Annotated in this window: 22 protein-coding genes and 1 pseudogene; 13 read left to right on the top strand and 10 right to left on the bottom strand. The window is 72.3% G+C overall.

Translation table 11 applies throughout. The annotated features are described in order from the left end of the window. Window positions 1-50 precede the first annotated feature (50 nt). Window positions 51-803: a GntR family transcriptional regulator gene (locus NDW01_RS03375; RefSeq protein ID WP_252816441.1), complete on the top strand. Its 753-nt coding sequence runs from the start codon at window positions 51-53 to the stop codon at window positions 801-803. Between the two features lie 45 nt (window positions 804-848). Here NDW01_RS03375 and NDW01_RS03370 read toward each other — a convergent pair whose 3' ends face one another. Next, window positions 849-1,082, bottom strand: a complete 234-nt coding sequence (locus NDW01_RS03370) for a hypothetical protein (protein WP_252816439.1) — start codon at window positions 1,080-1,082, stop codon at window positions 849-851. Window positions 1,083-1,115: 33 nt separating this feature from the next. On the opposite strand from NDW01_RS03370, the pseudogene NDW01_RS03365 reads away from it, so the two are divergent. Both NDW01_RS03365 and NDW01_RS03360 read left to right on the top strand, forming a co-directional pair. Continuing rightward, window positions 1,116-1,799: pseudogene (locus NDW01_RS03365) on the top strand (SDR family oxidoreductase). A gap of 131 nt (window positions 1,800-1,930) precedes the next feature. Beyond that, the gene (locus NDW01_RS03360) at window positions 1,931-2,416 is read left to right on the top strand and encodes a hypothetical protein (protein WP_252816437.1); all 486 of its coding nucleotides are present in this window, start codon (window positions 1,931-1,933) and stop codon (window positions 2,414-2,416) included. Between the two features lie 80 nt (window positions 2,417-2,496). Here NDW01_RS03360 and NDW01_RS03355 read toward each other — a convergent pair whose 3' ends face one another. After that, the gene (locus NDW01_RS03355) at window positions 2,497-4,896 is read right to left on the bottom strand and encodes a choice-of-anchor Q domain-containing protein (RefSeq protein WP_252816435.1); all 2,400 of its coding nucleotides are present in this window, start codon (window positions 4,894-4,896) and stop codon (window positions 2,497-2,499) included. A gap of 383 nt (window positions 4,897-5,279) precedes the next feature. Here NDW01_RS03355 and NDW01_RS03350 point away from each other — a divergent pair, with 383 nt between their 5' ends. Then, window positions 5,280-7,139 carry a serine/threonine-protein kinase gene (locus tag NDW01_RS03350; protein WP_252816433.1) on the top strand — a complete coding sequence of 620 codons (1,860 nt, stop codon included), beginning with the start codon at window positions 5,280-5,282 and terminating at the stop codon, window positions 7,137-7,139. A 78-nt stretch (window positions 7,140-7,217) separates the two neighbouring features. Here the strand turns inward: NDW01_RS03350 and NDW01_RS03345 are convergent, their stop codons facing one another. Continuing rightward, window positions 7,218-7,799, bottom strand: a complete 582-nt coding sequence (locus tag NDW01_RS03345; RefSeq protein WP_252816432.1) for a dihydrofolate reductase family protein — start codon at window positions 7,797-7,799, stop codon at window positions 7,218-7,220. A gap of 128 nt (window positions 7,800-7,927) precedes the next feature. Here NDW01_RS03345 and NDW01_RS03340 point away from each other — a divergent pair, with 128 nt between their 5' ends. Together NDW01_RS03340 and NDW01_RS03335 are read left to right on the top strand one after the other, a co-directional pair. Beyond that, the gene (locus NDW01_RS03340) at window positions 7,928-8,593 is read left to right on the top strand and encodes a GntR family transcriptional regulator (protein ID WP_252816430.1); all 666 of its coding nucleotides are present in this window, start codon (window positions 7,928-7,930) and stop codon (window positions 8,591-8,593) included. Between the two features lie 91 nt (window positions 8,594-8,684). Continuing rightward, window positions 8,685-10,010, top strand: a complete 1,326-nt coding sequence (locus NDW01_RS03335; RefSeq protein ID WP_252816428.1) for an MFS transporter — start codon at window positions 8,685-8,687, stop codon at window positions 10,008-10,010. Between the two features lie 175 nt (window positions 10,011-10,185). Here NDW01_RS03335 and NDW01_RS03330 read toward each other — a convergent pair whose 3' ends face one another. After that, window positions 10,186-12,090 carry a translocation/assembly module TamB domain-containing protein gene (locus NDW01_RS03330; RefSeq protein WP_252816425.1) on the bottom strand — a complete coding sequence of 635 codons (1,905 nt, stop codon included), beginning with the start codon at window positions 12,088-12,090 and terminating at the stop codon, window positions 10,186-10,188. Window positions 12,091-12,540: 450 nt separating this feature from the next. On the opposite strand from NDW01_RS03330, the gene NDW01_RS03325 reads away from it, so the two are divergent. The 3 genes from NDW01_RS03325 to NDW01_RS03315 all read left to right on the top strand — a co-directional run bounded on the left by NDW01_RS03325 (window position 12,541) and on the right by NDW01_RS03315 (window position 15,330). Then, entirely contained in the window at window positions 12,541-12,687 is a 147-nt protein-coding gene (locus NDW01_RS03325; RefSeq protein ID WP_252816424.1) for a hypothetical protein, read from the top strand. 101 nt (window positions 12,688-12,788) lie between these two features. After that, window positions 12,789-14,450 carry a DUF4241 domain-containing protein gene (locus NDW01_RS03320; RefSeq protein WP_252816421.1) on the top strand — a complete coding sequence of 554 codons (1,662 nt, stop codon included), beginning with the start codon at window positions 12,789-12,791 and terminating at the stop codon, window positions 14,448-14,450. Between the two features lie 151 nt (window positions 14,451-14,601). Continuing rightward, a complete protein-coding gene (locus NDW01_RS03315) occupies window positions 14,602-15,330 on the top strand; it encodes a dienelactone hydrolase family protein (protein WP_252816420.1) in 729 nt (242 codons plus the stop codon). A 123-nt stretch (window positions 15,331-15,453) separates the two neighbouring features. Here the strand turns inward: NDW01_RS03315 and NDW01_RS03310 are convergent, their stop codons facing one another. Beyond that, window positions 15,454-15,906, bottom strand: a complete 453-nt coding sequence (locus NDW01_RS03310) for a carboxymuconolactone decarboxylase family protein (RefSeq protein ID WP_252816418.1) — start codon at window positions 15,904-15,906, stop codon at window positions 15,454-15,456. A gap of 96 nt (window positions 15,907-16,002) precedes the next feature. Further along, entirely contained in the window at window positions 16,003-16,611 is a 609-nt protein-coding gene (locus NDW01_RS03305; protein ID WP_252816417.1) for a TetR/AcrR family transcriptional regulator, read from the bottom strand. An 88-nt stretch (window positions 16,612-16,699) separates the two neighbouring features. Between NDW01_RS03305 and NDW01_RS03300 the strand changes: the two genes are divergently transcribed. Next, on the top strand, window positions 16,700-18,397 hold the full coding sequence (locus tag NDW01_RS03300) for an FAD-dependent monooxygenase (protein WP_252816415.1): 1,698 nt from the start codon (window positions 16,700-16,702) through the stop codon (window positions 18,395-18,397). A gap of 145 nt (window positions 18,398-18,542) precedes the next feature. Continuing rightward, window positions 18,543-19,295, top strand: a complete 753-nt coding sequence (locus NDW01_RS03295) for a TetR/AcrR family transcriptional regulator (RefSeq protein ID WP_252816413.1) — start codon at window positions 18,543-18,545, stop codon at window positions 19,293-19,295. Window positions 19,296-19,407: 112 nt separating this feature from the next. On the opposite strand, the gene NDW01_RS03290 is transcribed toward NDW01_RS03295, so the two are convergent. Together NDW01_RS03290 and NDW01_RS03285 are read right to left on the bottom strand one after the other, a co-directional pair. Beyond that, on the bottom strand, window positions 19,408-20,040 hold the full coding sequence (locus tag NDW01_RS03290; RefSeq protein WP_252816411.1) for an MBL fold metallo-hydrolase: 633 nt from the start codon (window positions 20,038-20,040) through the stop codon (window positions 19,408-19,410). Continuing rightward, window positions 20,037-21,122 (bottom strand): S-(hydroxymethyl)mycothiol dehydrogenase, encoded by a 1,086-nt coding sequence (locus NDW01_RS03285; protein ID WP_252816409.1) that lies wholly within the window; start codon window positions 21,120-21,122, stop codon window positions 20,037-20,039. The genes NDW01_RS03290 and NDW01_RS03285 overlap by 4 nt, the downstream gene beginning before the upstream one ends. Before the next feature lie 161 nt (window positions 21,123-21,283). On the opposite strand from NDW01_RS03285, the gene NDW01_RS03280 reads away from it, so the two are divergent. Beyond that, complete coding sequence (locus tag NDW01_RS03280) at window positions 21,284-21,517, top strand: hypothetical protein (RefSeq protein WP_252816408.1); 234 nt, start codon at window positions 21,284-21,286, stop codon at window positions 21,515-21,517. 10 nt (window positions 21,518-21,527) lie between these two features. Here NDW01_RS03280 and NDW01_RS03275 read toward each other — a convergent pair whose 3' ends face one another. After that, window positions 21,528-22,109 carry a hypothetical protein gene (locus NDW01_RS03275; RefSeq protein ID WP_252816406.1) on the bottom strand — a complete coding sequence of 194 codons (582 nt, stop codon included), beginning with the start codon at window positions 22,107-22,109 and terminating at the stop codon, window positions 21,528-21,530. A gap of 94 nt (window positions 22,110-22,203) precedes the next feature. Between NDW01_RS03275 and NDW01_RS03270 the strand changes: the two genes are divergently transcribed. Further along, on the top strand, window positions 22,204-22,779 hold the full coding sequence (locus tag NDW01_RS03270; protein ID WP_252816404.1) for a hemerythrin domain-containing protein: 576 nt from the start codon (window positions 22,204-22,206) through the stop codon (window positions 22,777-22,779). A gap of 124 nt (window positions 22,780-22,903) precedes the next feature. Here the strand turns inward: NDW01_RS03270 and NDW01_RS03265 are convergent, their stop codons facing one another. Next, complete coding sequence (locus NDW01_RS03265) at window positions 22,904-24,628, bottom strand: sialidase family protein (protein WP_252816402.1); 1,725 nt, start codon at window positions 24,626-24,628, stop codon at window positions 22,904-22,906. Window positions 24,629-24,683: the final 55 nt, after the last annotated feature.

The raw sequence follows: 24,683 nt of genomic DNA, 5'->3' as shown, positions 1-24,683 counted from the left end.
GACGATGCCGCCGGCGAGCGGGCTTCGGAGCGGATGCCCGGAGGTGCGGCATGGGCAGAGCGGCCGTGCACCGCCCGGTGGTGCGGGTGGATCGCGCCAGCCCGGTTCCGCTCTATTACCAGGTGGCGCGGCAGCTCGAGGAGGCCGTCCACGACGGCAGGCTGCCCCCCGGAAGCCGCCTGGAGAACGAACTCCAGCTCGCCGACCGCTACGGCCTGTCCCGGCCGACGATCCGGCGGGCGATCCAGCACCTGGTCGACAAGGGCCTGCTGGTGCGCAAGCGCGGCGTCGGCACCCAGGTCGTCCAGGCCCAGGTGCGCCGTTCGATCGAGCTGACCAGTCTGTACGACGACCTGCTCGCCGCCGGCCGCAGCCCCGCCACCCGCGTGCTGGAGCTCGGTACGCTGCCCGCCGACGAGGCGGTGGCCCGCGAGCTCGACGTGGCGCCCGGCACGGAGGTGGTACGGCTGCGGCGGCTCCGGCTGACCGGCGAGGAGCCGCTGGCCCTGCTCACCAACTACCTCCCGGCCGGCCTCGTCGCCCTGACCGACGACGACCTGGCGGCCCGCGGCCTTTACGAGGTGCTGCGCGCGGCAGGGGTCAACCTGCGGATCGCCCACCAGACGATCGGGGCCCGGGGCGCCACCGCCGCCGAGGCCCGGCTGCTCGACGAGCGCCGTGGCGTCCCGCTGCTGACCATGACCCGGCTCGCGTACGACGACAAGGGCCGCCCGGTGGAGTACGGCAGCCACGTCTACCGCGCCGGCCGCTACTTCTTCACCCTCACCCTCGTCGAGCGCTGAGCCGGAAGGACCTCGCCGGGCCTGCCGGGCCGAGGACCGCCTCGATCAGGCCGGCTCGCGGTCGCCGGCCGGGAGGAGCGCGCCGAAGACGAGGGCGAAGAAGGACGCGAACGCCTCGGCCGAGCGGTCGGCGCGGGCCCTGATGAGGCTGCCCTCCCAGGCGCGACTCGAAGTGCGCCCGCAGCCGGGCCAGGGGCTCGCCGTCCCCGGTGGCCAGCTCCCGTGCGGGATGCCGGGCGCCGTACCGCTGGAGGGCGACGACGGCGAGCGCCCGGTCATATTCACCCCATCGAGATCGGGCGGAAGGAGAAGATGATGAAGATCGAAGGTTCGGTGGCGGTGGTGACCGGCGGAAACCGGGGGTTCGGGCGGCACCTGGTCACCCGGCTCGTCGAGCGCGGGGCCAAGGTGTACGCCGCCGCCCGGCGCCCCGAGGCGGTGGACGTCCCCGGCGCCGTGCCGCTGCGGCTGGACATCACCGACCCGGCCTCGGTGCGGGAGGCGGCCGCCGTGGCGACGGACGCCACCCTGCTGATCAACAACGCCGGCATCTTCACCAGCACGTCCCTGATCGACGGCGACGTCGGGGACATCCGCCGCGAGATGGAGACGCACTACTTCGGCACGCTGGACGTGACACGGGCGTTCGCGCCGATCATCGAGGCCAACGGCGGCGGCGCGATCCTGAACGTCCTGTCCGTGCTCTCCTGATGGCACGCCCCGTCCATCGGTGCGTACGCCGCGGCCAAGGCCGCCGGCTGGGCGATGACCAACGCGCTGCGCCAGGAGCTGGCCCCGAAGGGGATCCACGTCGCCGGCCTGCACGTCGGGTACATGGACACCGACATGGCCTCGGGGGTCACCGCCCCCAAGTCCGACCCGGCCGTGATCGCCGAGGTCGCGCTGGACGGGCTCGCCGCGGACACCGCGGAGATCCTCGCCGACGAGGTGAGCCGGAACGTCAAGCGGAACCTGTCCGCGCCCGTCGTGGCCTGAGGCGGCCGCGGGGGCGCCCCGCCGCTGTCGGCGGGGACGACGCCGGAGGTGGTCCCCGCCGGTTGACCCGCCGGGCGCTCCGCCGCGATCATGCCGACCTCGAAAGATCGCCGGGATGCGCTGGAGGAGCCATGGCAGTACGGGTGTGCTCGCTGAAGTTCGACGCCGACCGTGACGGTGGCCCGCAGTCCGTCCCGTCCGGCGACTCGTACCACGTCGTCCGCTTCCCGTACGGGGCGGCCGAGTCCTACGACGCGGAGAACATGCACGCCCAGACGCGGAACGGCGTCGACCATCCCTTCCCCTCCGACCCGGAGAGCGGGCTGATCTGGCCGGCGCACGAGGCGTGGGGCCGGCTGTACGCGATGGTCCAGTGGGAGTCCGCGTCGGGCGACGCGGCGACGGAGCTCCGCGACCAGTTCGTCCGCGATCCCTTCGGGGTGGCGGACACGACCTGCACGGAGCACCGCCCGCCCTCTCCCGGGATGCAGTGCTTCGCCAAGGCATGGGCCATCTTCGTGTCCCCGGACGTGCCGCTCGCCCTCCGGGTCGCTCACAACGCCGACCGGCCACTGGACCTCGTGATCGCCGAGTTCAAACTCGAGTACGACGCCTGACGGGACCGCGGATCCGGACCCCGGCGCAGGCGGCCGCGCCGCCGGTCGATGGACCGGCGGCGCGGTGGTCCGCGCGTCGGTCAGCGGGTGAACTCGTACGGTCCGATGTCGACGCCGCGGCCGGCGGGGCGTTCGACGCCGTCGAGATCGTCGGACGGGGCGCCGGTGGTGGTTCCGGCGTCGACGCACGGGCTGTCCGCGGTCAGGTGGTAGTCACCCGTGCCGTCCGTCGCGTAGCGCACGAGCCGGGGGTCGGCGTCGAGCGTTCCCGAGGTGTTCGGCGGCGTGAACTCCTCGCTGTTGTCCAGCCCGTACCCGCCCTTGTGGTTGTCGAAGAAGAGGTTGTTCCGGTACTGGTTGTGCGGGCCGTTCGCGTCACTGCGCACGTTGATGCCGTACATCGCGTTGTCGCGCACGATGTTGTTCGTGATCACGAAGTGGTCCGCCGTCGAGTCGCCGCCCGTGATGTAGATCCCGTGGTTCGCGTTGGCGAACGACAGGTTGTTCGCGATCGTGGCGCCCTTCGCGTTGTGGTTGAAGCGGATGCCGCTGCCCGACGTCTGCGACACGATGTTGTTCTGGATGAGGTCCGCGCCGCCGGACGGGTAGATGCCGTGGACGTACTCGCAGGCGGTCGGGTAGGGGCCGATGTGGTCGACGCGGTTGCCGAGGAAGGCGTTGTCGGAGGCCGACGCGTCGTCGCCGATGGCCTGCCCGCCCGGGCTGCCGTCGCAGTCCTTCGGCGCGAGGTGCGTCAGCACGTCGTGCACGTGGTTCCCCTGGACGACGTTGTGATGTCCCCAGAGAAGGATGCCGCTCCACGCGCCTCCCGCGCCGCTGATGTCGAACCCGGTGATGCGCACGTAGTCCCCCTTGCTCTCGAAGGGGAACTTCGAGGTCTTCGGAGCGATGACCGCCTTGCCCGGGTGCTCGGCCTCGAACGTCAGGTATCCGCCCGCGTGCCCGCTCTTCGTGGTGCTGACGGACTCGGCGTAGGTGCCGTCGGCGACGTGCACGGTGGCACCGGCGTTCCCTACCGTGAGCGTGTCCGCGGCGTGCTGGATCGTGGCCCACGGGTGGGCGCTCGTCCCGTCTCCCTTCGCGTCGTCACCGCCGGGAGTGACGTAGTACCGGTTCCCGGTGGCCCCGGGCCCGCCGGGAGTGGCGGAGGACGACTCCGAGTCGGGTGACGGGGTCCCGGTCGGCGGTGACGCCGGGGGCGAAGCGTCGCCGGAGGAAGAGTCGTGGCCGGATGACGAGTCCGCCCCGGAGGACGGATCCGTGCCGGGGGACGAGTCCGCCCCGGAGGACGAATCCGAACTTGAGGGCGAATCCGTGCCGGGGGACGAGTCCGTGCCGGGCGTCGTGCCGGATGCGGGCCCGGTGGCGGGGATCGGTGATGCGGGCTGCGACGGTGAGTCGGTCTTCGGCTGCGTCACCGTGGCCGAGCCCGTCATCGCCGCCTGGAACGCCCGGCCCTGGGCGGTGACCTGGTCGGCGCCGGTGACCAGGCCGAATCCCCGGTGGTCGGTGGCGGTGTAGATCATCGCTCCGGACGGGGCGGGGCGGAGCGCGCGCAGCCGCTCGATCGCCGTGGTCGTCCACGACGCGAGGTAGCCGGCGTTCGCCTCCGTGTAGACGGAGCCCTTGGCGTCGGAGTCGGCGTTCCACTCGGAGATGAAGTACGGCAGTTGCCTGCCGATCTCGCCCTGGACGGTCATCTCGACGTCGGTGACGTGCGTCTGCCAGTTGGCCAGATGGCTCTCGCAGGTCTGCTTCCAGTCGGAGCCGCCGGTGGTGCCGCAGACGTATTCGTGCCAGGACAGGAAGTCCGGCTCGGGCGTCGCTCCGGCGACGAAGGCGCCGAGGTACTTGACGTAGTCGTGGTCGACCCGCCAGGAGGCAGGCCCGACATAGCGGTACTTCGCCTTCGGATAACGGCTCTTCAGCGCGGGCACCACCGTGTTCCAGGCCACCGTGTAGTCGGCGGCGGGCACGTCGACGCCCGGCAGATCGGGCTCGCTGCCGAACTCCAGGTAGGCGGTGCCGTCCCCGAAGACCTGGTGGATCAGGTCGAGCAGGTGCAGGTCGGTCTGCTTCAGGTCGTCGACGGTCCGGCGATGGCCTGGTCCGCGGATGATCAGCATCGGTGTCGCGCCGATGTCCCGTACGGCGCGCATGGCCGACAACCACTGGTCGTCGCCGACCGGGGTGCCGTCCTCGAAGCGATCGCGCAGCGGCACCCGTACGATCGGCACGCCCCAGGAGCGGAACAGTTCACGTGTCTGCGGCCGGGTGACGAACGCGTCGTCGGGGCCGTAGAACGACATGTTGACGCCGAAGAGCGGATCGGCGGTGGCCGGTGCCGTGGTGCCGCGGGCGCTGGACATCACCGCCGCGGCGACGGCGACCAGGAGCGCGAGAACGAGCGTGAGGCGGGCGCCGAGCCGGCGCGACGCGCCAGGGGACGGTCCGTACATGAGCGTGGTCCTCCATATCGGGGATCTACCGCCGGGCCCTGGGATCTCGTCTCCGGGAGAGGGACCCCGTTCCGCCCGGGGCCGGACACCCACAGGTTCGACCGGCGCAGACGGCCGGAACAGAGTTCCGCGTTGATCTTTCGTTCGCGGCTTTGATGGTTTGTTCGGCGCCCTTTCTCCGCAGGTCGGCGGCGTATCGCCGTCATCGGGCCGCGACCCGTGCCGCGTGTGTCCCGCGGTGCCCGGCGTCTCGCGGCGGTCACCGGCGCGGCCTTCCGGGATCGGCCATGACAGGCCGTTGACCCGCCTCGTCAGTGATCAATACCGTGGGTCCGCCGCCTCACCCGCCGGGAGGCGACCCGGACGCTGTGATCGGAGTACGGATGGGCAGGCGAGAGGCGCCGGTTCCGGACGGGCCGCTCAAGGAGTTCGCCGTCGCGCTTCGCGAACTACGGACGAACGCGCCCGGAGCACCCACCTACCGGGAGCTCGCCCGCAGAGCGCACTACTCGGCGTCCGTCCTGTCGGTCGCCGCCGCCGGACGCCGGCTGCCGACGCTGAACGTCACCCTCGCGTTCGTCACGGCCTGCGGCGGCGACGCCGACGAGTGGCGGGAGCGGTGGAGCGGGTTGCACGCCGCGCTCCAGGCCGAGCACCCGGAGCTCATCACCGCGGACGACGCCGCGCCGCAGGCCGGGCCGCCGGAGGTCGCGGACGACGCCGCGCGGGATCCCGGCGGGCCCGAGACGGTGCCGTGGCGGGACCCGTCCGCCGTGGACGACATGTCGCCGGCGATCGCGCCGCTGACCCGCACGGACCCCGCGAGCGCCGGGCCGTTCCGGCTGCTCGGGCGCCTGGGCGGGGGCGCGATGGGCCAGGTGTACCTGGGCACGTCGAAGACCGGGCGGCCCGTCGCGGTCAAAGTCGTCCGGAGCCATCTGGCGGAGAGCCCGCACTTCCGGCGGCGGTTCGCGGCGGAGGTGGCCGCCGTGCGCCGCGTGCGCAGCCCCTACACCCCGGAGGTCGTCGACGCCGCGCCCGACGCCGAGCAGCCGTGGATGGCCACGACCTACATCCCCGGGCCGTCCCTCGGCGAGGTGATCGACGAAGAGGGCCCGCTGCCGCCGGACACGGTGTTCCGGCTGGCCGGCGGGATCGCCGAGGCCCTCGCGAGCATCCACGCGGCCGGCGTGCTGCACCGCGACCTGAAGCCGGTCAACGTGCTGCTCGACGCCACCGGTCCCAAGGTCATCGACTTCGGCGTCGCGCAGGCGGAGGACGCCACGCGTCTGACCGAGACCGGGGTACGCGTCGGGACGGTCCCCTTCATGGCCCCCGAACAGGCCGACGGCCGCCCGGTCACCGCGGCCGCCGACGTCTTCTCCCTGGGGTCCGTGCTCGCCTACGCCGCCACCGGCGTCCCGCCCTTCGGCGACGGGACGACCGGCGAAGTGCTCTACCGCATCATCCACACGGACCCGGATCCGGCCGCCCTCGACTGCGGCGACGACCGGCTGCGCGCGCTCATCACCGCCTGCCTGGACAAGGACCCCGAACGCCGGCCGACCCCGGCTCAGATCATCGACGCCTGCGGCGACCACGCGCCGACCACGGACTGGCTGCCCGCCGCCGCCCGGACCCGGGTCGGGCGGAGCGTCGAGGAGTTCTTCGCCCTGCTCGGCACGGCGGCCGCCCGCCGCACGCGCCGCGGGCGCAGAGCGGCCGTCGCCGCGATGATCACGGCGGTCGCCGCCGCCGCGGTCCTGACCGCGGTGCTGCTGTATCCCTCCGGCTCCGACGACCGCGCCCGCGCCAACGCCCGTACGAGCGTGACCCCATCGGTCCCCGCGACACCGTCCGCGTACGTCGCGGTCTACCAGAACCGGCGCCTGGACCTGCCGAACTACAACTACTACTTCGACCTTCAGACCGGCACGGTGGCCGAGGGGGACGGCCCCTTCTCGATGAGCACGAACAGCGGCGGCGACGGGCACGGCGCCTTCGAGCTCCCCGACGGGGCCGACGCGTACGTCTCCCCCAGCGGCTCGTTGACGCCGGACCAGTGCGCCGCGCGGATCGCCGGCGCTCCCGCCTCCATCGTGCGCTTCCGTCAGGCTCCGCCCGGACGCGTGTTCTGCCTCCGCTCCCGGAAGACCGGCGAGACCGCCGTGATCAAGGTCATCGACACCGACGACGGCAATTACGCCGCGAAGATCGCCGTCGACTACTACCGGCACCGGTGAGTACGGACGCGTCCTTTCGACGCCGGCGGCTCCTCGCGTAGGCCGCCGCATCCACCGTTCGGGCAGGCGGCAGGCGACTCAGCGGCGTACGCGGTAGCGCAGGTGGGTCGCACCCCTGCCCTGGATCACCACCGGGTCGTCGAAGCGGTGCGGCGCGCCGGTGAGGCCGGCGAAGTAGGGGATTCCCGCGCCGAGCAGGACCGGCACGAGGCTGACGACGACCTCGTCCACCAGCCCCAGGTCCAGGGCCTGCCGCGCGATGTCCGCGCTCGCGATGCTGACGTCCTTCTCCCCCGCGATCTCCTTGGCGCGGGCGATGCCCTCCGCGACGCCGTCGGCGAACGTCGTACGCCGCCACTTCGCCGTGTCGGCGGGCGGATTGTGGGTCACGACGACGACCGGCGCGCCGATCGGGTGGTTCTCGCCCCAGCCGTCGGTCATATCGAACAACCGGCGGCCGCAGACCAGCGCACCGGCGCCCGCGAGGACGCCGCGCAGCATCTCCGCGCTGCCGGCGTCGACCTGGAACGAGATCTGCTCGTTCGCGCTGGGCACGGTGACGTCACCGGCGCCGTACCAGCCGAACAGCTCACCGATCCCGTCCTGCGGATCGGCGATGTATCCGTCCAGCGACATCGTCATGTGCGAGTACACGGCCATGCGGACCTCCCGTGGTGCTGCTGTCGAACGAACGGTCCTGTAACGGCCCGGGAGACCGGAACTCATCGGTGAATCAGTGACGATTCTCATAGATACAAGCTTGCATCTATGACGCTACGCTCCTCGGCATGGCCGATCCCGCGAAGCGTCCGTCCGCCGCTCACACCGCGTACACGGTGACCAAGGAGCTCATCCTGTCCGGGGAGCTCCCCGGCGGGAGCCTCATCAGCGAGGGAGAGATCGCCGAGCGGGTGTGCGTGAGCAGGACGCCGGTGCGGGAGGCGTTCCTGCGCCTGGAGTCGGAGGAACTGCTGGCGCTCCATCCCAAGCGCGGCGCGGTGGTCGTACCGGTGTCCCCCGGAGAGGCGGCGGACGTGCTGGAGCTGCGCCTGGCGCTCGAGCGATCCGCCGCGGAGCGCATCGCGCGGACCGGCCTGCCGGACGAACACCACGCGAGGATGCGGGCCCTGCTGGCGCGCCAGCGCGCTCTCGCCGAGGTCGCGGACGTCGCCGGCTTCGCCGACGCGGACGAGGCGTTCCACCGGTGCATCGTCGAGGCGTCGGCGAACCGGCTGGCCGTCCGGTTCTACACCACGCTCGGTGACCGTCAGCGGCGGATGAGCATCTCCGCGCTGCGCCCGCGGCCGGAGCGGCTGCCTCTGCTCGCCGACGAGCATGAGGCCCTGCTGGACCTCCTCCGTCGCGGCGACGACGCCGGCTTCGCCTCGGCCCTGCTCGGTCATCTCACCGCGACGCACGGCTCGCCGAACCCTGCCGTCCGCGACGGCGGCTGAAGCCGCTCCGGCCCGATCTCGACGGTCCCGCGCCCTCACCGGCGGCGTCGACCGTGCCCAGCACCCAGTACGCGAAGGTCTGTCCCTCTTCATGCTTGGAACCCGGAAAGCCGCCCACCCCCCTGCCACCGCGTCCCGGCCGGACGCCTGGCGGATCGTCGCCGCGGCGATGTTCGTCTGCGGCTGGGGCGGCAACCAGTTCACCCCGCTTCTGCTCATGTATCGCCGGCTCGGCGGCTATTCCACGCTCAGCGTCGACGCCTTCCTCGGCGCGTACGTCGTCGGGCTCGTCCCGGGGTTGCTGCTGGCCGGACCGGTCTCGGACCGGCGCGGGCGGCGTCCCGTGCTCGTGGCCGGCGCCGTCGCCTCGGCCGTCGCGAGCCTGGTCCTCTGCTTCGGCGGCCAGAGCCCCTGGCCTCTCTACGCGGGCCGGCTGATCACCGGTGTCGCGGTCGGCGTCGCCATGGCGGTGGGCAGCAGCTGGGTGAAGGAGCTCTCGTCCGGCGCGGACGGCGGACTGGCCGCGCGACGGGCCTCCCTGTGCCAGACGGCGGGATTCGGGCTCGGCGCGGGTGTCGCGGGCGCGCTCGCCCAGTGGGGACCGTGGCCCATGGTGACCCCGTACGCCGTCCATGTCCTGCTGACCGTGGCGATACCCGTGCTGCTCCTGCGGGTGCCGGAGACCCGGCCGCCGCTTCCGTACGAGGGCGGTTCCCTTCGAGGGCTCCTCACGGGACCGGCGGCCGACCTGCGCGTCCCCGCGCCCGCCCGCAGGCGGTTCCGGCTGGTCGTGCTGCCGATGGCGCCGTGGGTGTTCGGCGCGGCCGGACTGGCGTACGCGGTCATGCCGCAGCTGGTCGGCTCCCGTGCGGGGCACTGGGGGCTCGCGTACGCGACCGGGCTCACCGTGCTGACCCTGGGCATGGGCGCGGCCGTGCAGCCGGTGGCCAAGAGGCTGCAGCGGGGAGCGGGAGCCCGCGCGGGGCGGGCTCCCGTGGCGGCGATGGCGGTGATGCTCCTCGGCGCGGCGCTGTGCGCGGCGAACGCGGTGCTGCTGTCGCCCTGGCTCGCGGCCGCCACCGCGGCGATCCTGGGCGCCGGCTACGGCATCGCGGTGGTCTCCGGGCTGCTGGAGATCCAGCGCATGGCCGGCGCCGACGACCTGGCCGGCCTGACGGGCGTCTACTACACGCTCGCGTACGCGGGCTTCCTGCTCCCCACCGTCCTCGCCACCCTGTCGGCCTGGCTGTCGTACCCGGTCATGCTGACCGCGGTCGCCGCCGCGGCCCTGCTCTGCCTCGCACTCGTCGCGACCGGCACCCGTGTCACGGCGGCGACAACGGCCACCGAGGAGGAGCGGTCACAGCGGGGGCCGGCGCCCGCGCCGTGGGAGCACCGCCGGGCCGGGCGCGGGTGACGCCGGGCTCATCGAGGAAGGAGGGCGGACGGGACGATGACTCTGCCGGTCGAGCGGCCCGTCGCGTCCAGCGCCCAGCCCATGCGTGCGCCTGATCACGCTCGTGGTGGTCGGAGACGGCTTGAAGGCGCTGCTCCGTGCATCGGGTCTCGGGTGCCGCGCGATCCGGGGATGGCTAGTCGCGTTTCAGAATGCCGGTCAGTCCGGCGACGACCGCGGTGGTGAGGATCCATCCGGCCGCGGTGAACCCCCACGACCAGTACATGGCGGCGCCGTGGGCCTGCCAGCCCTTCTGCTGGCCGAGGTCCACGATCGGCAACAACGTGTCGAGGGTGTAGCCGAAGGCGTTGAAGCCCGAGGCGTGCGCATCGACGCGGGTCAGGTCGTGGGGGTAGGCGTCGGTGAAGACCCCGGTGCCGAAGGCGAGCAGGCCGGCCAGCCAGATGGCGGCCAGCCAGGTGCGGTAGCCGTAGCCGACGGTGAGATACAGCAGCCAGTTCGCCAGCCTGCCCGCCGGGTTGAGCACCGCGCGGCGCCGCCGCTGCTTGGCGACCGCGACCTTGCGCGCCGCCTGTTCGTCTCCGGCGCGCCGGTAGGCGGCGGCGAGCTGGTCGTAGATCTGGGGGACGTAACCGCCGGGGTGCCGGGTCAGCCAGCGGAGCCGATCCCGTACGTCGATCTCGTGGTTCGCGAGGGCGTTGTAGGCGAATCCGTGCAAGCGCACGGTGGTGGGCCATGATCCCGGCTCGTCGTAGAGGATGTCGACCTGGGCGTTGGTGAGGTTGATGATGCCGTCGGGTCGCCGGCGCGGCAGCAGCAACAGCCCCGTGGCCCTGACGCCTTCCAGGTCCAGCGCCTGCCCACCCGGGTTGGACAGGCTGGATTCGGCCAGGTGGAGCAGGCCGCCGATGCGGGCGCCGGACAGTTGGATCTCGCCTTCCGCGCTGAACCCACGTCGGCAGTACAGGTCGTTGCCCACGGTCAGCCGGAAGGCGTAGAAGGCCCGGCCGCCCGGGTTGGAGATGGTGGCGCCTTCGAGGGAGAACACCTCGCCGATGCGGGCGCTGAGCATGCGGACCTCTCCCTGGGCCGTGAATCCGTTCGCGCAGGACATGCCCCCCTCAACGGTGAGGGAGTCGGCGAACAACGCGGTCGCGCCGGGGTTGGCCAGACGGGCACCGGCCAGGACCAGATCCCCGCCGATGCGGGCGCCGGGAAGGCGTACCCGGCCCTCGGCCGTGAGCCCTTCGCTCAGCACGCCGTCGTCGACGCTGAGCCGATCGGCGGTCAGTGCGGTGGCGCCGGAGTTGGTCAGGCGCGCCCGGCTCAGGTCGAGTCGGCCGCCGATGCGGGCACCGGGGAGACGGACCTCTCCGTCCGCGGTGAGCTCTTCGCAGAACATGTCGTGACCGACGGTGAGCCTGGCGGCGGTCAGTGCTTCGGTGCCGGAAGCGCTGAGATGCGCCCCCGTCAGGTAGAGAGTGCCGCCGATCGCGGCACCGCGCAGGTTGACCTTCCCGTCGGCGCTGAACCCGCCCTTGCAGTCCAGATCGTGGTCGACGGTGAGTCCGTCGGCGGTCAGCGCGTATCCGCCGGGGTTGGACAACCGGGCACCGGCCAAAGAGAGCCGGCCGCCGATGCGGGCGCCGTTCAGGGTGACGGCGCCTTCGGCGATGATGCCGTCGAGATCGAGATCACCGGTGGTGCGCACCTGGTCGGCGGTGAGTCCGGGAAGGTGGCAGCCGGGCAGGCGGATCGCCGGTGCGCCGGCCTCACGCAGGCTGACCGGCTGCTCGAAATGGCAGTCGGCCAGCGCCAGCTGGCAGGGCGACTCCACCGCCGAGAGATCGAGGCTGCCGGTGATGCGGGCACCGCGCAGCTTCACCGCCCGCAGCCGGCCGCCTGGGGGCGTCCGTTGTCCCGTGAGCAGGTCGATCAGCACATCGGCGTGCACGGACCGCTCGGCCCCCCAGATCGTTCCGCGAGCGGGATCGTCCTGCCGGGCATCGCCGGTTCGCAGGTCGAGGAGTGTTCCGGCGGCGGCGGTCTGCTGCAGTCGGCTCCGAAGGTGGACGGCCATGGCGACATCATCACTGATCCGCACCATCGTCCGCCCACCTGTTGCGGGCGGCCCTGAGTGATGCGCTCATGACTCAGCCGCAGTGCACGTTGGTCTCCAACGCGTAGCCGTTGTCGGTCTGGGTCGTGTCGTCGATCTGGGCTTCGAGATCGATGCACTGGCACACCCGCACCCCGGGTCGCCGCGCCTGCGGGCCCCGGAGGCGCGTGACCGACGCGGGCTGAGCCGACGCGACCCGCTTGCTGCCGCGTGGAGGGCGCGTCCGAAGACCCCGTACGCGCCCTCCACGCGGCGGCCTCCGCGTACCTGAGGTTCGCGGTGAGGGAGCCGGCGCTGCTCGACCGGAGGACTCCTCGGAAACGGTTCACAGCGCTGCGGAGCGCCTGTTCGGCACCATGACCGACCTGATGAACGCGGGGCGTCGAAGCCGGCGCGTACGACGCACGCGACGTGGGCCGGCTGACGCTGCCGCTCTCCGCGACCGTCCAGGGCATCGCATCCCTCGTCGCGTCCCGGCGGGTCTCGCCGTCTCAGGGCGAGGCGCTCATCGACGACGCGATCCGGCTTCTCGTCGCGAGGACACCGGCCGCCGGTTAGCCGGATCCCGGCGCCTGTCGGAGTCCGGCGCTAGGGTCCCGAGCCGATGGCGGCCCCCGCCATGCGTCACCGGTACCGGTTCCGTCCCCGAAGGAGCGCTCATGCCGTTGCCCGCCCCCGACTTCGAACGGCTCTTCGCCCCCGGCACACGTCACACGCTGCCCGGCGGCGACGTCGCCACCGTCCGGCTGCGGCGGGACGCATCGCTGTGGCTGCCGTCCGGCCGGGTCGTCGCCGGCGAGCCGTTCATGTTCGATGCGATGGACGGCGGGTTCGTCCAGCGGGTGCCGCCGGGCCGCTACCCGCTGGAGCTGGTGCTCGCCGTGTTCGGCGAGCCGGATGACCCGGCCGCGTACGACATGATCGCGGCGGCGCGGCTGGTCATCCGGGACGAGCCCGTCGTCTCCTGGGAGATGGCGGTGTACGAGGGCCAGGACGTCTCCACCCTGGGCGACGACGAGTTCTTCGGCTACCCCGTCGATGGGGGCACCGGCGGATTCGTCGACGCGGCGAGTATCGCGGCGCTGTGCGAGGACGGCGAGGACTACCTCGACCGGGTGATGGCGAGTCTCCACGCCCGGGACACCGACCCCACCGCGCCCGGCACGCTGACCGATGAGGAGGGCAGGCCGCGCCTGGTGGTGTTCTCCTCCGGTGACGGAGACGGGCACTACCCGACCTGGGTCGGGCGTACCGCCGACGGGGAGGTCGCCTGTTTCATCACCGACTTCTTCATCCTGACCGACGACGAGGACGATGAGGCCGGCGAGGACGACAAGACGCCCCCGGGCGATAGGGCGGGTCACGCGCTGAGCGACTTCGCGCAGGGCCACGAGATGCGGGCCGGGCAGACGCTGCGCCGTCAGTCGCTCACCTCCCCGGCCGGGCGCTACACGCTCGTCCACCAGGACGACGGCAACATCGTGCTCTACGACAACGTGCGGCTGCACCCGTGGTGGGCGTCGGGCACCGACGGCGCGTACGGGTCGTACTGCGTGCTGCGCGCGAGCGATGGGCTGGCCCTGCTCGGCTCCGACGGCCGGCGGATCTGGTGCACCGGTGCCAGGGGGCCCGCCGCCCGGCTGGTGGTACGCGACGACGGCGACATCGCCATCGAGGACGCCGCCGGCGCGGAGGTCTGGTCGTCCGGCACCGCCGAGGTCACGGTGCCGGCGGGGCCGGCGGCGATCGGCGACCGGATGCTGCCCGGGCAGACCCTGGGCCGCCAGTCGCTCACCTCCCCGTCCGGGCGCCACACGCTCGTCCACCAGGACGACGGCAACATCGTGCTCTACGACAACGAGGGCCGGGGCGCCGTATGGGCCTCCGGCACCGATGGGCGCGAGACCGCCTGCTGCGTGCTGCAGGCGGACGGCGACCTCATCCTCTATGACAGGCGGGGCCGTGTGGTGTGGTCCACCGGCACGGCGGGTCATCCGGGGAGCGTGCTCACCGTGAGCGACGACGGCGTCGAGCTGCGTGCCCCGGACGGCACCGTGCCCTGGAGGGTGCGGACCACACCGGGGACGCCGGCCACGCCGCTGCGCCGGGCGGACACGACCGTCGCCCTGTCGCCGGTGAAGACGTCCCCGGCGCGACCCCTGTCTGAGGGACGGCCCCTGTCTCGGATGCAGCAGTCCCTGTCCTCCGCCGCGATCCCCGCCCGCCCGGCCGTCAAGGCATCTCCCAAGAGCGCGGCGGCCCCGGCCGACGAGTCCGGGCACGTAGACCCATCGGACGACGTTCATCCGGGCAAGGTGTGAAGGCTGATCTTTGTGGTACCTTCGGCGTCGCCGTGCACCACTGCGCATTCGAGGAGGTGAGACCGATCAACGCTGTGACAGGTCGGGGCTCCCTCCTTCGCATGGCCTAGGGAGCGCCCGCGCAAGGCATCCCGAAAGGCGTGGAACGCTGATGCGCTTCACCTCCCAGGCGTCGTCGGACGGCGTCACCGAACGGTTCTTCATCCTCGACGAGATTCCCGGCGTGCTGTGGACGCCGGAAGACTCCCGCGGTGCTCGCGCCCTGATTCTGATCGGCCACGGCGGCGGCCGGCACAAGACGGCCCCCGGCGTCGTGACCCGCGCGCGTCGCTACGCCGCCGAGGGTTTCGCGGTCGTCGCGATCGACGCGCCCGACCACGGCGAGCGGCCCAGGACCGAGGAGTTCGGCCGGATCGCAGCCGCGCTGCGATCCGGGATGGCCGCCGGTGAGGATCTGGGCGCGCTGGTCGCCGGCATGCACGCCCATCTGGCCGGTCGGGCCGTCGCGGACTGGCAGGCGGTCCTGACCGCCGTCCAGCGCCTCGACCAGGTCGGCGCCGGCCCGGTGGGCTACTGCGGCATGTCGATGGGCTGCGGGCTCGGCATCCCGCTCGTCGCCGCAGAGCCTCGGATCCGCGCCGCGCTGCTGGGCCTGCTCGGTGTTCACGGGCTGGCCGAAGACGCCGCGCGGATCACTGTGCCGGTGCGGTTCCTGGTCCAGTGGGACGACCGGATGGTGCCCCGGGATCAGAGCCTGGCCCTGTTCGACGCTTTGGCCTCGGCGGAGAAGACACTGCACGCCAACCCCGGTGGGCACGGGGAGGTGCCGTCGTTCGAATTGGAGGACTCGCTGAGGTTCTTCACGCGGCATCTGTGCTGACGATCGCCACCGGCTCCGGGGTCGGCGCCGAGGATCCTCGTCATCGACACGACGGAGAGCCTCGGCGCACGCCTGCGAACGCGGCCGGGCACCTCGACGGGGCCCGGTCGCGCCCGGCGGGGCTCAGCCCCAGGCCCCCGGCACCTGTTTCGTGGTGACGTTGAGCCGGTTGTAGAAGTTGGTCAGGGCGATCATCAGCACCAGGGACGCGAGACCCCGCTCGTCGAAGTGCTCGGCGGCCGTCTCCCACACCTGGTCCGGGACGGCGTCGGGGGTGTCGGCGAGGCGGGTGGCGGATTCGGCGAGCGCCAGCGCGGCCCGCTCGGCGTCCGTGAACAGCGGCGAGTCCCGCCAGACGGAGACGGCGAAGAGCCGCTCCTCGCTCTCGCCGGCCCTTCTGGCGCCCTTGGTGCCCGAGTCGACGCAGGCGGCGCAGCCGTTGATCTGGCTGGCGCGCAGGTGGACGAGCTCCAGGATCGTCGGCGGAACCCCGCCGGAGTAGATGGCCTTGTTCATCTCCTGGATGGAGGGGACGGCGTCGAGGACCATCGCCGGGTTCTTCATGCGAGCTTCCATGATGTTCTCCTTGGTCGCGCTCGCGCAGGTGTGCGGTCATTGGGAATGACTGATCCCGGCGGGGGAATGTGACGGCGCCCCTGGGGCCGCCCGGGTCTAGCTCCGCGGGGCCGCCGCGCCGTCGAGGACGAGAGCGATGATCTGCCGGCCGGTCCGCTCGGGGTCGAGCCGGTCGGTGCTGCCCGAGGCCATGCGGGCGAGGAGAGGTGAGACGAGGAGTTCGGAGATCAGGTCCGGGTCGACGTCCGCGCGGATCTCTCCTCGCTCCACGCCGCGCCGCAGGACCTGGTTCATGGCCTCCCGGCGGGGAGCGACGATCTCCTCGAAGTAGCGGCTGTGCAGCCGGGGGAAGGCCGCGGCCTCGGCGTTGAGGGCGCGCAGCATGCTGCTGGCCCGCTCGTCGACGACGCGTTCGGCCAGTGCCCGCAGAAGGACGGCCAGGTCTTCACGGAGGTCGGAGCCGGTCGGCGCGGGCCGTCGCTCGTTGATCGTCTCCAGCACGTCGAGGTAGAGCTCGTCCTTGGTCTTCCAGCGCCGGTAGACGCTGTTGCGTGAGACTCCGGCCTGCTTGGCGATGGCCACAAGGGACAGACCGGTGAGGGTGGCGCCCGCGGCGACCATGTCGAGGACCGCGTCGATGATGGCCGAGTCGGTGGCAGGGTCGCGCCGCCGTCCGCCGCGACGGCCCGGAGTCTCCGCGTTCACCCCGGTAACGATACAGAGCTGTTGCGTTCGGTTCCGGGTATGCGGCAATAATGGAACAGACCTGTTCTGATTCGTTTTAGGAGTTCTCATGTCCGAACCCGGCAGCGCGGCGGCCAGGGCGGGGAGCGGGACCGCTCCGGTCACCGCCGATCCGCCGTCGCCCGCCCGTGTTCCCGTTCTGATCGTGGGCGGCAGCATCGTGGGGGCTTCGGCCGCGCTGTTCCTCGCGGCCCGCGGCATCAGCCCCGTCCTGGTCGAGAAGCACACCGCGGTCTCGACCCGGCCGCGCGCCAAGCTGTTCTATCCGCGCACGATGGAGGCGTACCGCTCCGTCGGGGCCGACCAGGACGTCTATGCCGTCCAACGCCGCCTCCCGCCGGCCGACCACGCCGCGGTGGTCGCCTCGCTCGCCGGTCCGGAGTTGCGGCGCTGGCGGCTGCCGGCCGCGGAGGACTTCAGCGGCGTCTCCCCCTGCCCCAGCGCCTTCGTCAAGCAGGCCGACCTGGAGGAGGTGGTTCGCGCGCACGCCCTCGCCGCAGGGGCCGACCTGCGGTTCGGCCACCGCCTCCTCCGACTGCGCCGGCACGAGGACCACGTCGAGGCGTCGATACGCCACGCCGACGGCAGCACGTACACCGTGACGGCCGACTACCTGCTGGCCGCGGACGGGAACGGCAGCGCCGTACGCGAGAGCCTGGGCATCGGGCGCAGCGGCACCGAGGTGATCGCGCACATCATGGAGATCGGCTTCGAGGCCGACCTGCGCCGGCTGCTCGAGGGCCGTCGGCTCGCCCTGGCCTTCACCGGCCCGCCCGAGCAGGCGTTCCTGTCCTGGAACACCGCGCAGGACCGCGGGACCGTGTCGGTGACCTACGATCCCGCACTCACCGATCCGGCGGCGTTCGACGCCCGGCGATGCGGTGGGATCGTCTCCCGCGCCCTCGGGCTGCCGCCGTCGCGTTTCACGCTCACCGGGAGCCGCCCCTGGCAGATGGGCGCCTGGGTGGCCGACTCCTACCGCGCCGGCCGGGTCTTCCTGCTCGGCGACGCGGTCCACGTCACCCCGCCGACCGGCGGCTTCGGCGCCAACACGGGGATCCAGGACGCCTGGAACCTCACCGCCAAACTGGTCTCGGTCCTGCGCGGCCACGCCGACCCGCGGCTGCTGGAGGACTACGAGCCCGAGCGCCGAGCGATTGGCCGGATCACGGTGGACCAGGCGCTCCTGCGCGCCCGCCACCGCGCCCGCGTTCCGGTCGAGGATCGTCCGCTGCTCAGTGAGGCGGCGGTGGCCATCGGCTACCGCTACCCCATGCCGGGCACGGACCCGGCCGACAGCGGCCCGGCGACGGCCGAAGGCGACCCCGCCACGACCGAAGGCGACCCGGCGATGGCCGACGAACCGGACCGCCGGCGCGGCGAGCCCGGCACCCGGCTGCCGCACCTGCCCCTCACGGGCCAGGACGAGCCCGCATCGACGCTCGACCTGGTCCGCGAGGGCCGGTACCTGCTCCTCGCCGGACCCGAAGGACACGCTTGGGTACGGGCCGCACGGCGACTGGATCCGCACGGCGCCTTCCTCGACGCGGCGCTCCTGCCCCACCGGATCGCCTCGGCGACGACACGGCCCGCCGACGCCTGCGGCATCGGCGATCACGGCGCCCTGCTGGTCCGCCCCGATCACGTGATCGCGTGGCGCGCGCCCCACGCCGCCCCCGACCCCCATACGGCCCTCGCCGCCGCCGCGCGACGGGCACGGGGAATCGACCGTCCCAGGCTGCGCTGAGGCGGGGTGACGCGTCGCCGGGCTCTCCCACCGCCTCAGGCCACCCGGCGTCCGCCGCCCTCGTGCGCCGGCCGATCGTCGGTGATCGCGGTCCCGGGGTGCCGATCGAACATCGATGGCAACATGCGGCCGATATCATTGATTCGTGGATGACGAAGCGAGAGGTGACGCGGGTGCCGGGGCCGAGACCGCGCCGGAGACGGCGGGCGACGCCCGTGAACTGACCCGGCAGCGGATCGTCGAGGCAGCGGCGGATCTGCTCGCGCGCCAGGGGCGCGACGCGGTGACCACCCGCGCGGTCGCGGCGGCCGCCGGAGTGCAGGCCCCGGTGATCTACCGGCTGTTCGGCGACAAGGACGGGCTGCTCGAAGCGGTCGCCGGGCACGGCTATGCGGTGTTCCTCGCGGCCAAGCACCAGGACGCCGCCCCCGACGACCCCGTCGAGGACCTGCGCACGGGCTGGAACATCGCCGTCGAGTTCGGGCTCGCCAATCCGGAGTTGTTCACGCTGATGTACGGCGACCCGGGACGCGGCACGACCTCGGCCGCCTTTCAGGCCGGCATGCGGATCCTGAGCGGACGCATCCGCCGTCTCGCCACCGCCGGCCGGCTCCGCGTCGACGAGGAACTCGCCGTCGCCCTCATCCACGCGACCACGCGTGGTGCGGTGCTCACCTGGCTGTCACTGCCCGAGCCGCGGCGCGACCCCGCTCTGCTCACGACCATGCGCGAGTCGATGGTCGCCGCCGTCACCTACGAAGAGCCCGCCGTACGGGAGCCGGGGCTCGCCGGTGCGGCCCGGGCCCTGCGTGCCCTGCTGCCCGGGCAGACGACACTGAGCGGCGCGGAGGAACACCTGCTCGGCGAATGGCTCGGCCGCCTGGCCGCGAACGACTAGACCCCGTCGGCCGTCAGTGGCCGAAGACCGCCGAACCCCGCTCGGCGGTCAGTGGCCGCAGACGGCCGGATCCGTTCGGCGGCGGCCGCGGACGGCCCGGCTCGCCCGGCGGTCAGTGGCCGCGGGCGATCCATTCCTCCAGGTGAGGGGTCTCGGCGCCGATCGTGGTGTCGTCGCCGTGGCCGGTGTGGACGACCGTGTCCTGCGGCAGGGTCAGCAGGCGGCCGCGGATCGAGTCGATGATGGTCGGGAAGTCGGAGAACGACCGGCCCGTCGCGCCGGGCCCGCCCTGGAACAGGGTGTCGCCGGAGAAGACCGCGCCCAGCGCCGGGGCGTACAGGCAGACCGCGCCGGGGCTGTGGCCCGGCGTGTGCAGGACGGTCAGCTCGACGCCGGCGACCCGCACCGTCTGCCCGTCGGCCAGGTCGGCGTCGGGTGTGCGATCCGGGTGCGTGAGGTCCCACAGCGGCCGGTCGGCGGGGTGCAGCAGGATCGGCGCTCCGGTGCGGGCGGCCAGGGCCGGGGCCGCGTCGACGTGGTCGTCGTGGGCGTGGGTGCAGACGATGGCGACGAGGCGGCGGTCGCCGACCGCCGCGGCGATCGCGTCGGCGTCGTGCGCCGCATCGATGACCAGCGCCTCTGCGTCGTCGCCGATGATCCAGACGTTGTTGTCGACGTCCCAGGTGCCGCCGTCGAGGGAGAACGTGCCGGAGGTGACGATGTGGTCGAGACGCGCGGTCGTCACAGCGTCACCACCGAACGCAGGACGTCGCCCCGCCCCATGCGCTCGAACGCGCCCTCGACGTCGTCCAGCGGGATCGTCTCGGAGACGAAGGCGTCCAGGTCGAGCCGGCCCTGGAGGTACAGGTCGATCAGCATCGGGAAGTCCCGGGACGGCAGGCAGTCGCCGTACCAGGAGGACTTGAGCGCGCCGCCGCGGCCGAAGACGTCCAGCAGCGGGAGTTCGAGGCGCATCTCCGGCGTCGGGACCCCGACGAGGACGACCGTGCCGGCCAGGTCCCGCGCGTAGAAGGCCTGCTGGTACGTCTCGGGGCGGCCGACGGCCTCGATGACGACGTCGGCGCCGAAGCCGCCGGTCAGGTCGCGGATGGCCTCGACGGGGTCGGTGCCGCCGGAGTTGACCGTGTGAGTGGCGCCGAGCTTCTTGGCCTGGTCCAGCTTCCGGTCGTCCAGGTCGACGGCGATGATCTTCGCGGCGCCGGCCAGCCGGGCGCCGGCGACGGCCGCGTTGCCCACGCCACCGCAGCCGATCACGGCGACCGAGTCGCCGCGTCCCACTCCCCCGGTGTTGATCGCGGCCCCGATTCCCGCCATCACGCCGCAGCCGAGCAGCCCGGCGGCGGCCGGTGAGGCCGCCGGGTCGACCTTCGTGCACTGGCCCGAGGCGACCAGGGTCTTCTCGGCGAACGCGCCGATGCCCAGGGCGGGCGAGAGCTCGGTGCCGTCGGTCAGGGTCATCTTCTGGGCGGCGTTGTGCGTGTTGAAGCAGTACCAGGGACGGCCGCGCAGGCAGGCCCGGCACTGACCGCAGACCGCGCGCCAGTTGAGGATGACGAAGTCGCCGGGGGCGACGTCGGTGACGCCCTCGCCGACCGACTCCACGATGCCCGCGGCCTCATGGCCGAGCAGGAACGGGAACTCGTCGTTGATCCCGCCCTCGCGGTAGTGCAGGTCCGTGTGGCAGACCCCGCAGGCCTGTATCTTCACGACGGCCTCACCGGGACCTGGGTCCGGCACGAGAATCGTCGTCGTCTCCACCGGCGCGCCTTTGGCCCGGGCGATGACTCCGCGTACTTCCTGCGCCATGCCTGCGTGTCCTTCCGATGGTGGGGCCTGGTGCGGCCCGGTCGGCCTCGGGGGCTGTGCGCCGATCGTACGCGCGCCCGCTCCCCTCTCTACCAGGCGGTTCCGGTGGCCGGAAGCCCGGTGCCCGGGATGTCGCCTGATTTCAGGGGTAATGGAGTGGCATGACCCGTCACCAGCAGCACAGCACCGACCAGGATCTCGTCGAGGATCAGGGCGTCAACGCGTCTCCGGACGCCGATGAGGAGACCTTCGTGGCGCGAGACGACGGCACCCCCGCCGAGGGCGCGCCGCCCGAGCCCGTCGACCTGCTCGCCACCGAACCGGGCCGGCGAGTCGGTCTCCCGGAGCAGCGTCCCGGCTATCCGGGGCAGCAGCGGTCGGTCGAGACGAGCTGACCGCCGGCCGTCACCCGCCGAAGACCGCCCCGGCGATCTCGGTCCGCAGCTCCTCCACGGTCTCGGCCTGACGGCGAGCGCGCGCGAGGAGCTCGTCGAGCTCCTCGCCGCTCAGCCGGTCGTCGTGGTCGGCGACCGCCCGGAGCGAACGCCATCCCGAGGCCTTGCCCTCGATGCCGAGCCGCATCGCCTCCAGCTCGACCAGGTCGCTGAGCGGCGACCGGCTCGTCAGGTGCCCGTTCGGCTTGAACCTGCCGATCTTCTCGGCGATCCAGCCCGCGTACACCTTGTACTGCTGCACCGGTACGCCGAGCGCCCGCATGATCCGTAGCAGCGCGTCGCGGTCTTCGGCGATCTCCGTGGCGAGATGCCGGAAGGTCTCCCCGCTCGTCTTTCCCTTGTGCGTCCCGGCGACCCGGCGGGCGAGTTCGACGCCGGCGGTGGCGCCGGCCAGATGGTCGTTGAGATAGATGCCCAGAAGGTTCATGCCGGGTCTGTGCCACCCGAACAGCGGTTTCATGCGTCCGCCGACCGGGCGGGCCGCCCGGATGAGACGCCCCTCGGCCGCCTCGGCGGGGACCACGATGCTCACCCCGTGACACCGCACCGCGACGAGGAGGATTGAGCGCCGCTCTTCGGGTAAGGACCGGGTCACTCACAGGCACGGACAGGAACAGGAAGAGCGCATGGCCGACGTCGTCGAACTCATCATGCAGGACCACCGCACGCTGGAGAAGCTGTTCGACGAGCTGCGGCAGGACGCCGGGCGGCGCCCTGAGCTGCTCGACAAGGTCGCGGCGCTGCTGACCGCGCACTCTCGCGCCGAGGAGGAGCGGGTCTACCCCGTGGTGGCGAAGGACGCCGGCGAGCGGGACGAGGCCCACCATGGGGCCGAGGAGCATCACGAGGCCGAGGAGATGCTCGAGAAGCTCCGCGGGATGTCACCGGAGGGCAAGGAGTTCGAGGAGAAGCTGAAGGAGTTCATCGACGCGGTCAAGCACCATGTCGAGGAGGAGGAGAGCGACATCCTCCCCGCGCTCCGCGACGCGGTCTCCGCCGAACGCCTCAAGGAGCTCGGCACGGCCTTCGCCGAGCGGCGCCGCCAGGAGCTCACCGACGGCAGCAGTGGCTCCGGCTCCGGTTCTGAGGAGCGGACCAAGGACGACCTGTACGAGGAGGCCAAGGAACTCGACGTCCACGGTCGTTCCACGATGAACAAGGACGAACTGGCCGAGGCGGTCGACCACCAGCACTCGTCCTGACGTCTCACAGGTAACGAAGGCCGAGGCGCCCGCCGTCATCGCCCGGCGGGCGCCGTGCGCTCTTCCGGCGGGCGCCGTGTTTTCAGCCGGTGCCGTGTTTCCCGGCGGGCGCCGCGTGGTGCGGTCAGGGGGCCAGCCAGGGGACGGTGAAGCGGGTGAAGACGATCCCGCCGGTGTCGCCGATCTCGTAGAGGTCCGCGACCGAGCCGTCGGGAAGGACCGCCATGGTGGAGTACCCCGCGGCTCCCGGCTTGAGGAGTGCCTCCTGTGGCCAGCTGGAGCCGTCGTCACGGCTCAGCCGGACGGTGAGGTCGGTCCGGCCTGTGGCGGCGTTGTTGCTGTGCAGGGCGACGTTCGTCAGAGCCGGCGCGCCGGAGATGGGCGTCAGATAGGAGATCTCGTCGCCGTTGCAGCCCGGGTCGATCAGGCCGCTGTTCCAGGCGGTGCCGTAGGGCGCCGTGACATCGGCCGCCGTGGCGTACCAGCGGTTGCCGCCGGCGTTGGAGCGCATGTTCTGCGCGACGCGGCCGGTGGAGCGTTGGATGATCTTGCTCTCATTGACGCCGGTGCCGGCGGTCGTGCCGTTGTGCCAGGTCGCGCCGTGGTCGTCGGAGTAGATGTTCGACGCGTGGTCGCCGTCGGCGTCGTGGTAGACGATCGGCTGGACGAGGCGCCCGGACGCGAGCTGGACGCCGTGGCCGGAGGAGGCGAACATGCCGGCCCAAGCCGTGTCGCGGACCTGCGGGTTGAGGTCGGTCGCGGCGCTCCAGGTCGCACCCCCGTCGGCCGAGGTGACGTAGCGGATGTGGGTGTTCGTCGTGGCGGTCGCCGAGGTGTCGCCCGCGGTGGAGCCGGCGTAGCCGACGCCCGGCTTGGGGGAATAGGTGAAGAAGCAGAAGATCTTCCCGGTGGTGCGGTCCACGAGAAGGCTCGGGTCACCGTAACCCTCGGACGTGGTCGGGGCATGCGCAATGATCTTCGGCGTTGAGAAGGTGGCACCGCCGTCGGTGCTGCGCACCATCGCCACCTGGATGTCGTTGGTTCCGCCGCCGAGGTCGGCGCTGCCGTCCACCCGCGCGTCCATGGCGGCGACGACCGTACCGTCATTCGCCACGGCCAGCGCGGGAATCCGGACGGACTTGGCCGCCGTGCCGAGCCCGTCGATGACCGTGGAGGTCGTCAGGACCGTCTGCGCGTTCATCCCGGGTCGTCCGGAGCCGAGACCGCAGCCGGACGTCCCCGACAGGGTGCGGTTCCAGGTTCCGGAGGAGGCCTGGAAGGTGTAGGGGGTGCCGTCCGGGACCGTCCAGTAGAGGGTGTCGTCGCCGGAACCGGCGGGGACGGTGACGGTCCAGGGCGAGCCGGATCGTCCCGGCCAGGCGACCGTGAAGGTGCGGGCGGCCGGCGACCGGTTGTCCAGGATGAGGCGGAGCCGGTGGGTGCTTCCGCAGTCCATGGCGGCACGGGCGGTGAGGGCGTTCGAGCAGTCCAGGGTGCCGGTGTCGGTCTGGTCGAGGCCCTGTGGAGTGGTCGTGTGGAGCGTGTACGGGGTGCCGGACGGCTTGGTGAAGAAGAAGTGGCCGCTGTCGCCGGCGGCGACGGAGGCCGTCCAGGTGCCCATGCCGGGCCAGGTCAGCGTGAAGGTGGTGGCCGAGGACGTCCGGTTGACCACGGTCTCCTGGAGGCGGCTGGACGTGCAGTCGGTGGTGACGATCGCGGTCTGCGCGGTGTCGGCGCGAGCGGCCGCGGGGACGGCGACCGCCGCGGCGGCCGCGCCGATCGTGGTCACGGCGCCGATCGTGGTCACGGCGGTGAGGGCGGCGGGCCGGGAACGCGAGGACGGGAGCATGACCCTCCTTCATCGGACATCGAACATCGGACGTAGGATGTCCTGTCGCGGACGA

Origin of the sequence: Actinoallomurus soli, from assembly GCF_024055715.1 — a bacterium.
GTDB classification, from domain to species: Bacteria; Actinomycetota; Actinomycetes; order Streptosporangiales; family Streptosporangiaceae; genus Actinoallomurus; species Actinoallomurus soli.
This window is presented reverse-complemented; position numbering and strand designations above follow the sequence as displayed.

What these genes read in the sequence shown, in the direction of transcription:
- NDW01_RS03330 (WP_252816425.1), bottom strand. Translation starts at nt 12,090, where the DNA reads ATGGCCGTCCACCTTCGGAGCCGACTGCAGCAGACCGCCGCCGCCGGA.
- NDW01_RS03355 (WP_252816435.1), bottom strand. Translation starts at nt 4,896, where the DNA reads ATGTACGGACCGTCCCCTGGCGCGTCGCGCCGGCTCGGCGCCCGCCTC.
- NDW01_RS03315 (WP_252816420.1), top strand. Translation starts at nt 14,602, where the DNA reads ATGCGCTTCACCTCCCAGGCGTCGTCGGACGGCGTCACCGAACGGTTC.
- NDW01_RS03280 (WP_252816408.1), top strand. Translation starts at nt 21,284, where the DNA reads ATGACCCGTCACCAGCAGCACAGCACCGACCAGGATCTCGTCGAGGAT.
- NDW01_RS03370 (WP_252816439.1), bottom strand. Translation starts at nt 1,082, where the DNA reads ATGACCGGGCGCTCGCCGTCGTCGCCCTCCAGCGGTACGGCGCCCGGC.
- NDW01_RS03310 (WP_252816418.1), bottom strand. Translation starts at nt 15,906, where the DNA reads ATGGAAGCTCGCATGAAGAACCCGGCGATGGTCCTCGACGCCGTCCCC.
- NDW01_RS03320 (WP_252816421.1), top strand. Translation starts at nt 12,789, where the DNA reads ATGCCGTTGCCCGCCCCCGACTTCGAACGGCTCTTCGCCCCCGGCACA.
- NDW01_RS03345 (WP_252816432.1), bottom strand. Translation starts at nt 7,799, where the DNA reads ATGGCCGTGTACTCGCACATGACGATGTCGCTGGACGGATACATCGCC.
- NDW01_RS03335 (WP_252816428.1), top strand. Translation starts at nt 8,685, where the DNA reads ATGCTTGGAACCCGGAAAGCCGCCCACCCCCCTGCCACCGCGTCCCGG.
- NDW01_RS03285 (WP_252816409.1), bottom strand. Translation starts at nt 21,122, where the DNA reads ATGGCGCAGGAAGTACGCGGAGTCATCGCCCGGGCCAAAGGCGCGCCG.
- NDW01_RS03340 (WP_252816430.1), top strand. Translation starts at nt 7,928, where the DNA reads ATGGCCGATCCCGCGAAGCGTCCGTCCGCCGCTCACACCGCGTACACG.
- NDW01_RS03350 (WP_252816433.1), top strand. Translation starts at nt 5,280, where the DNA reads ATGGGCAGGCGAGAGGCGCCGGTTCCGGACGGGCCGCTCAAGGAGTTC.
- NDW01_RS03360 (WP_252816437.1), top strand. Translation starts at nt 1,931, where the DNA reads ATGGCAGTACGGGTGTGCTCGCTGAAGTTCGACGCCGACCGTGACGGT.
- NDW01_RS03265 (WP_252816402.1), bottom strand. Translation starts at nt 24,628, where the DNA reads ATGCTCCCGTCCTCGCGTTCCCGGCCCGCCGCCCTCACCGCCGTGACC.
- NDW01_RS03300 (WP_252816415.1), top strand. Translation starts at nt 16,700, where the DNA reads ATGTCCGAACCCGGCAGCGCGGCGGCCAGGGCGGGGAGCGGGACCGCT.
- NDW01_RS03270 (WP_252816404.1), top strand. Translation starts at nt 22,204, where the DNA reads ATGGCCGACGTCGTCGAACTCATCATGCAGGACCACCGCACGCTGGAG.
- NDW01_RS03375 (WP_252816441.1), top strand. Translation starts at nt 51, where the DNA reads ATGGGCAGAGCGGCCGTGCACCGCCCGGTGGTGCGGGTGGATCGCGCC.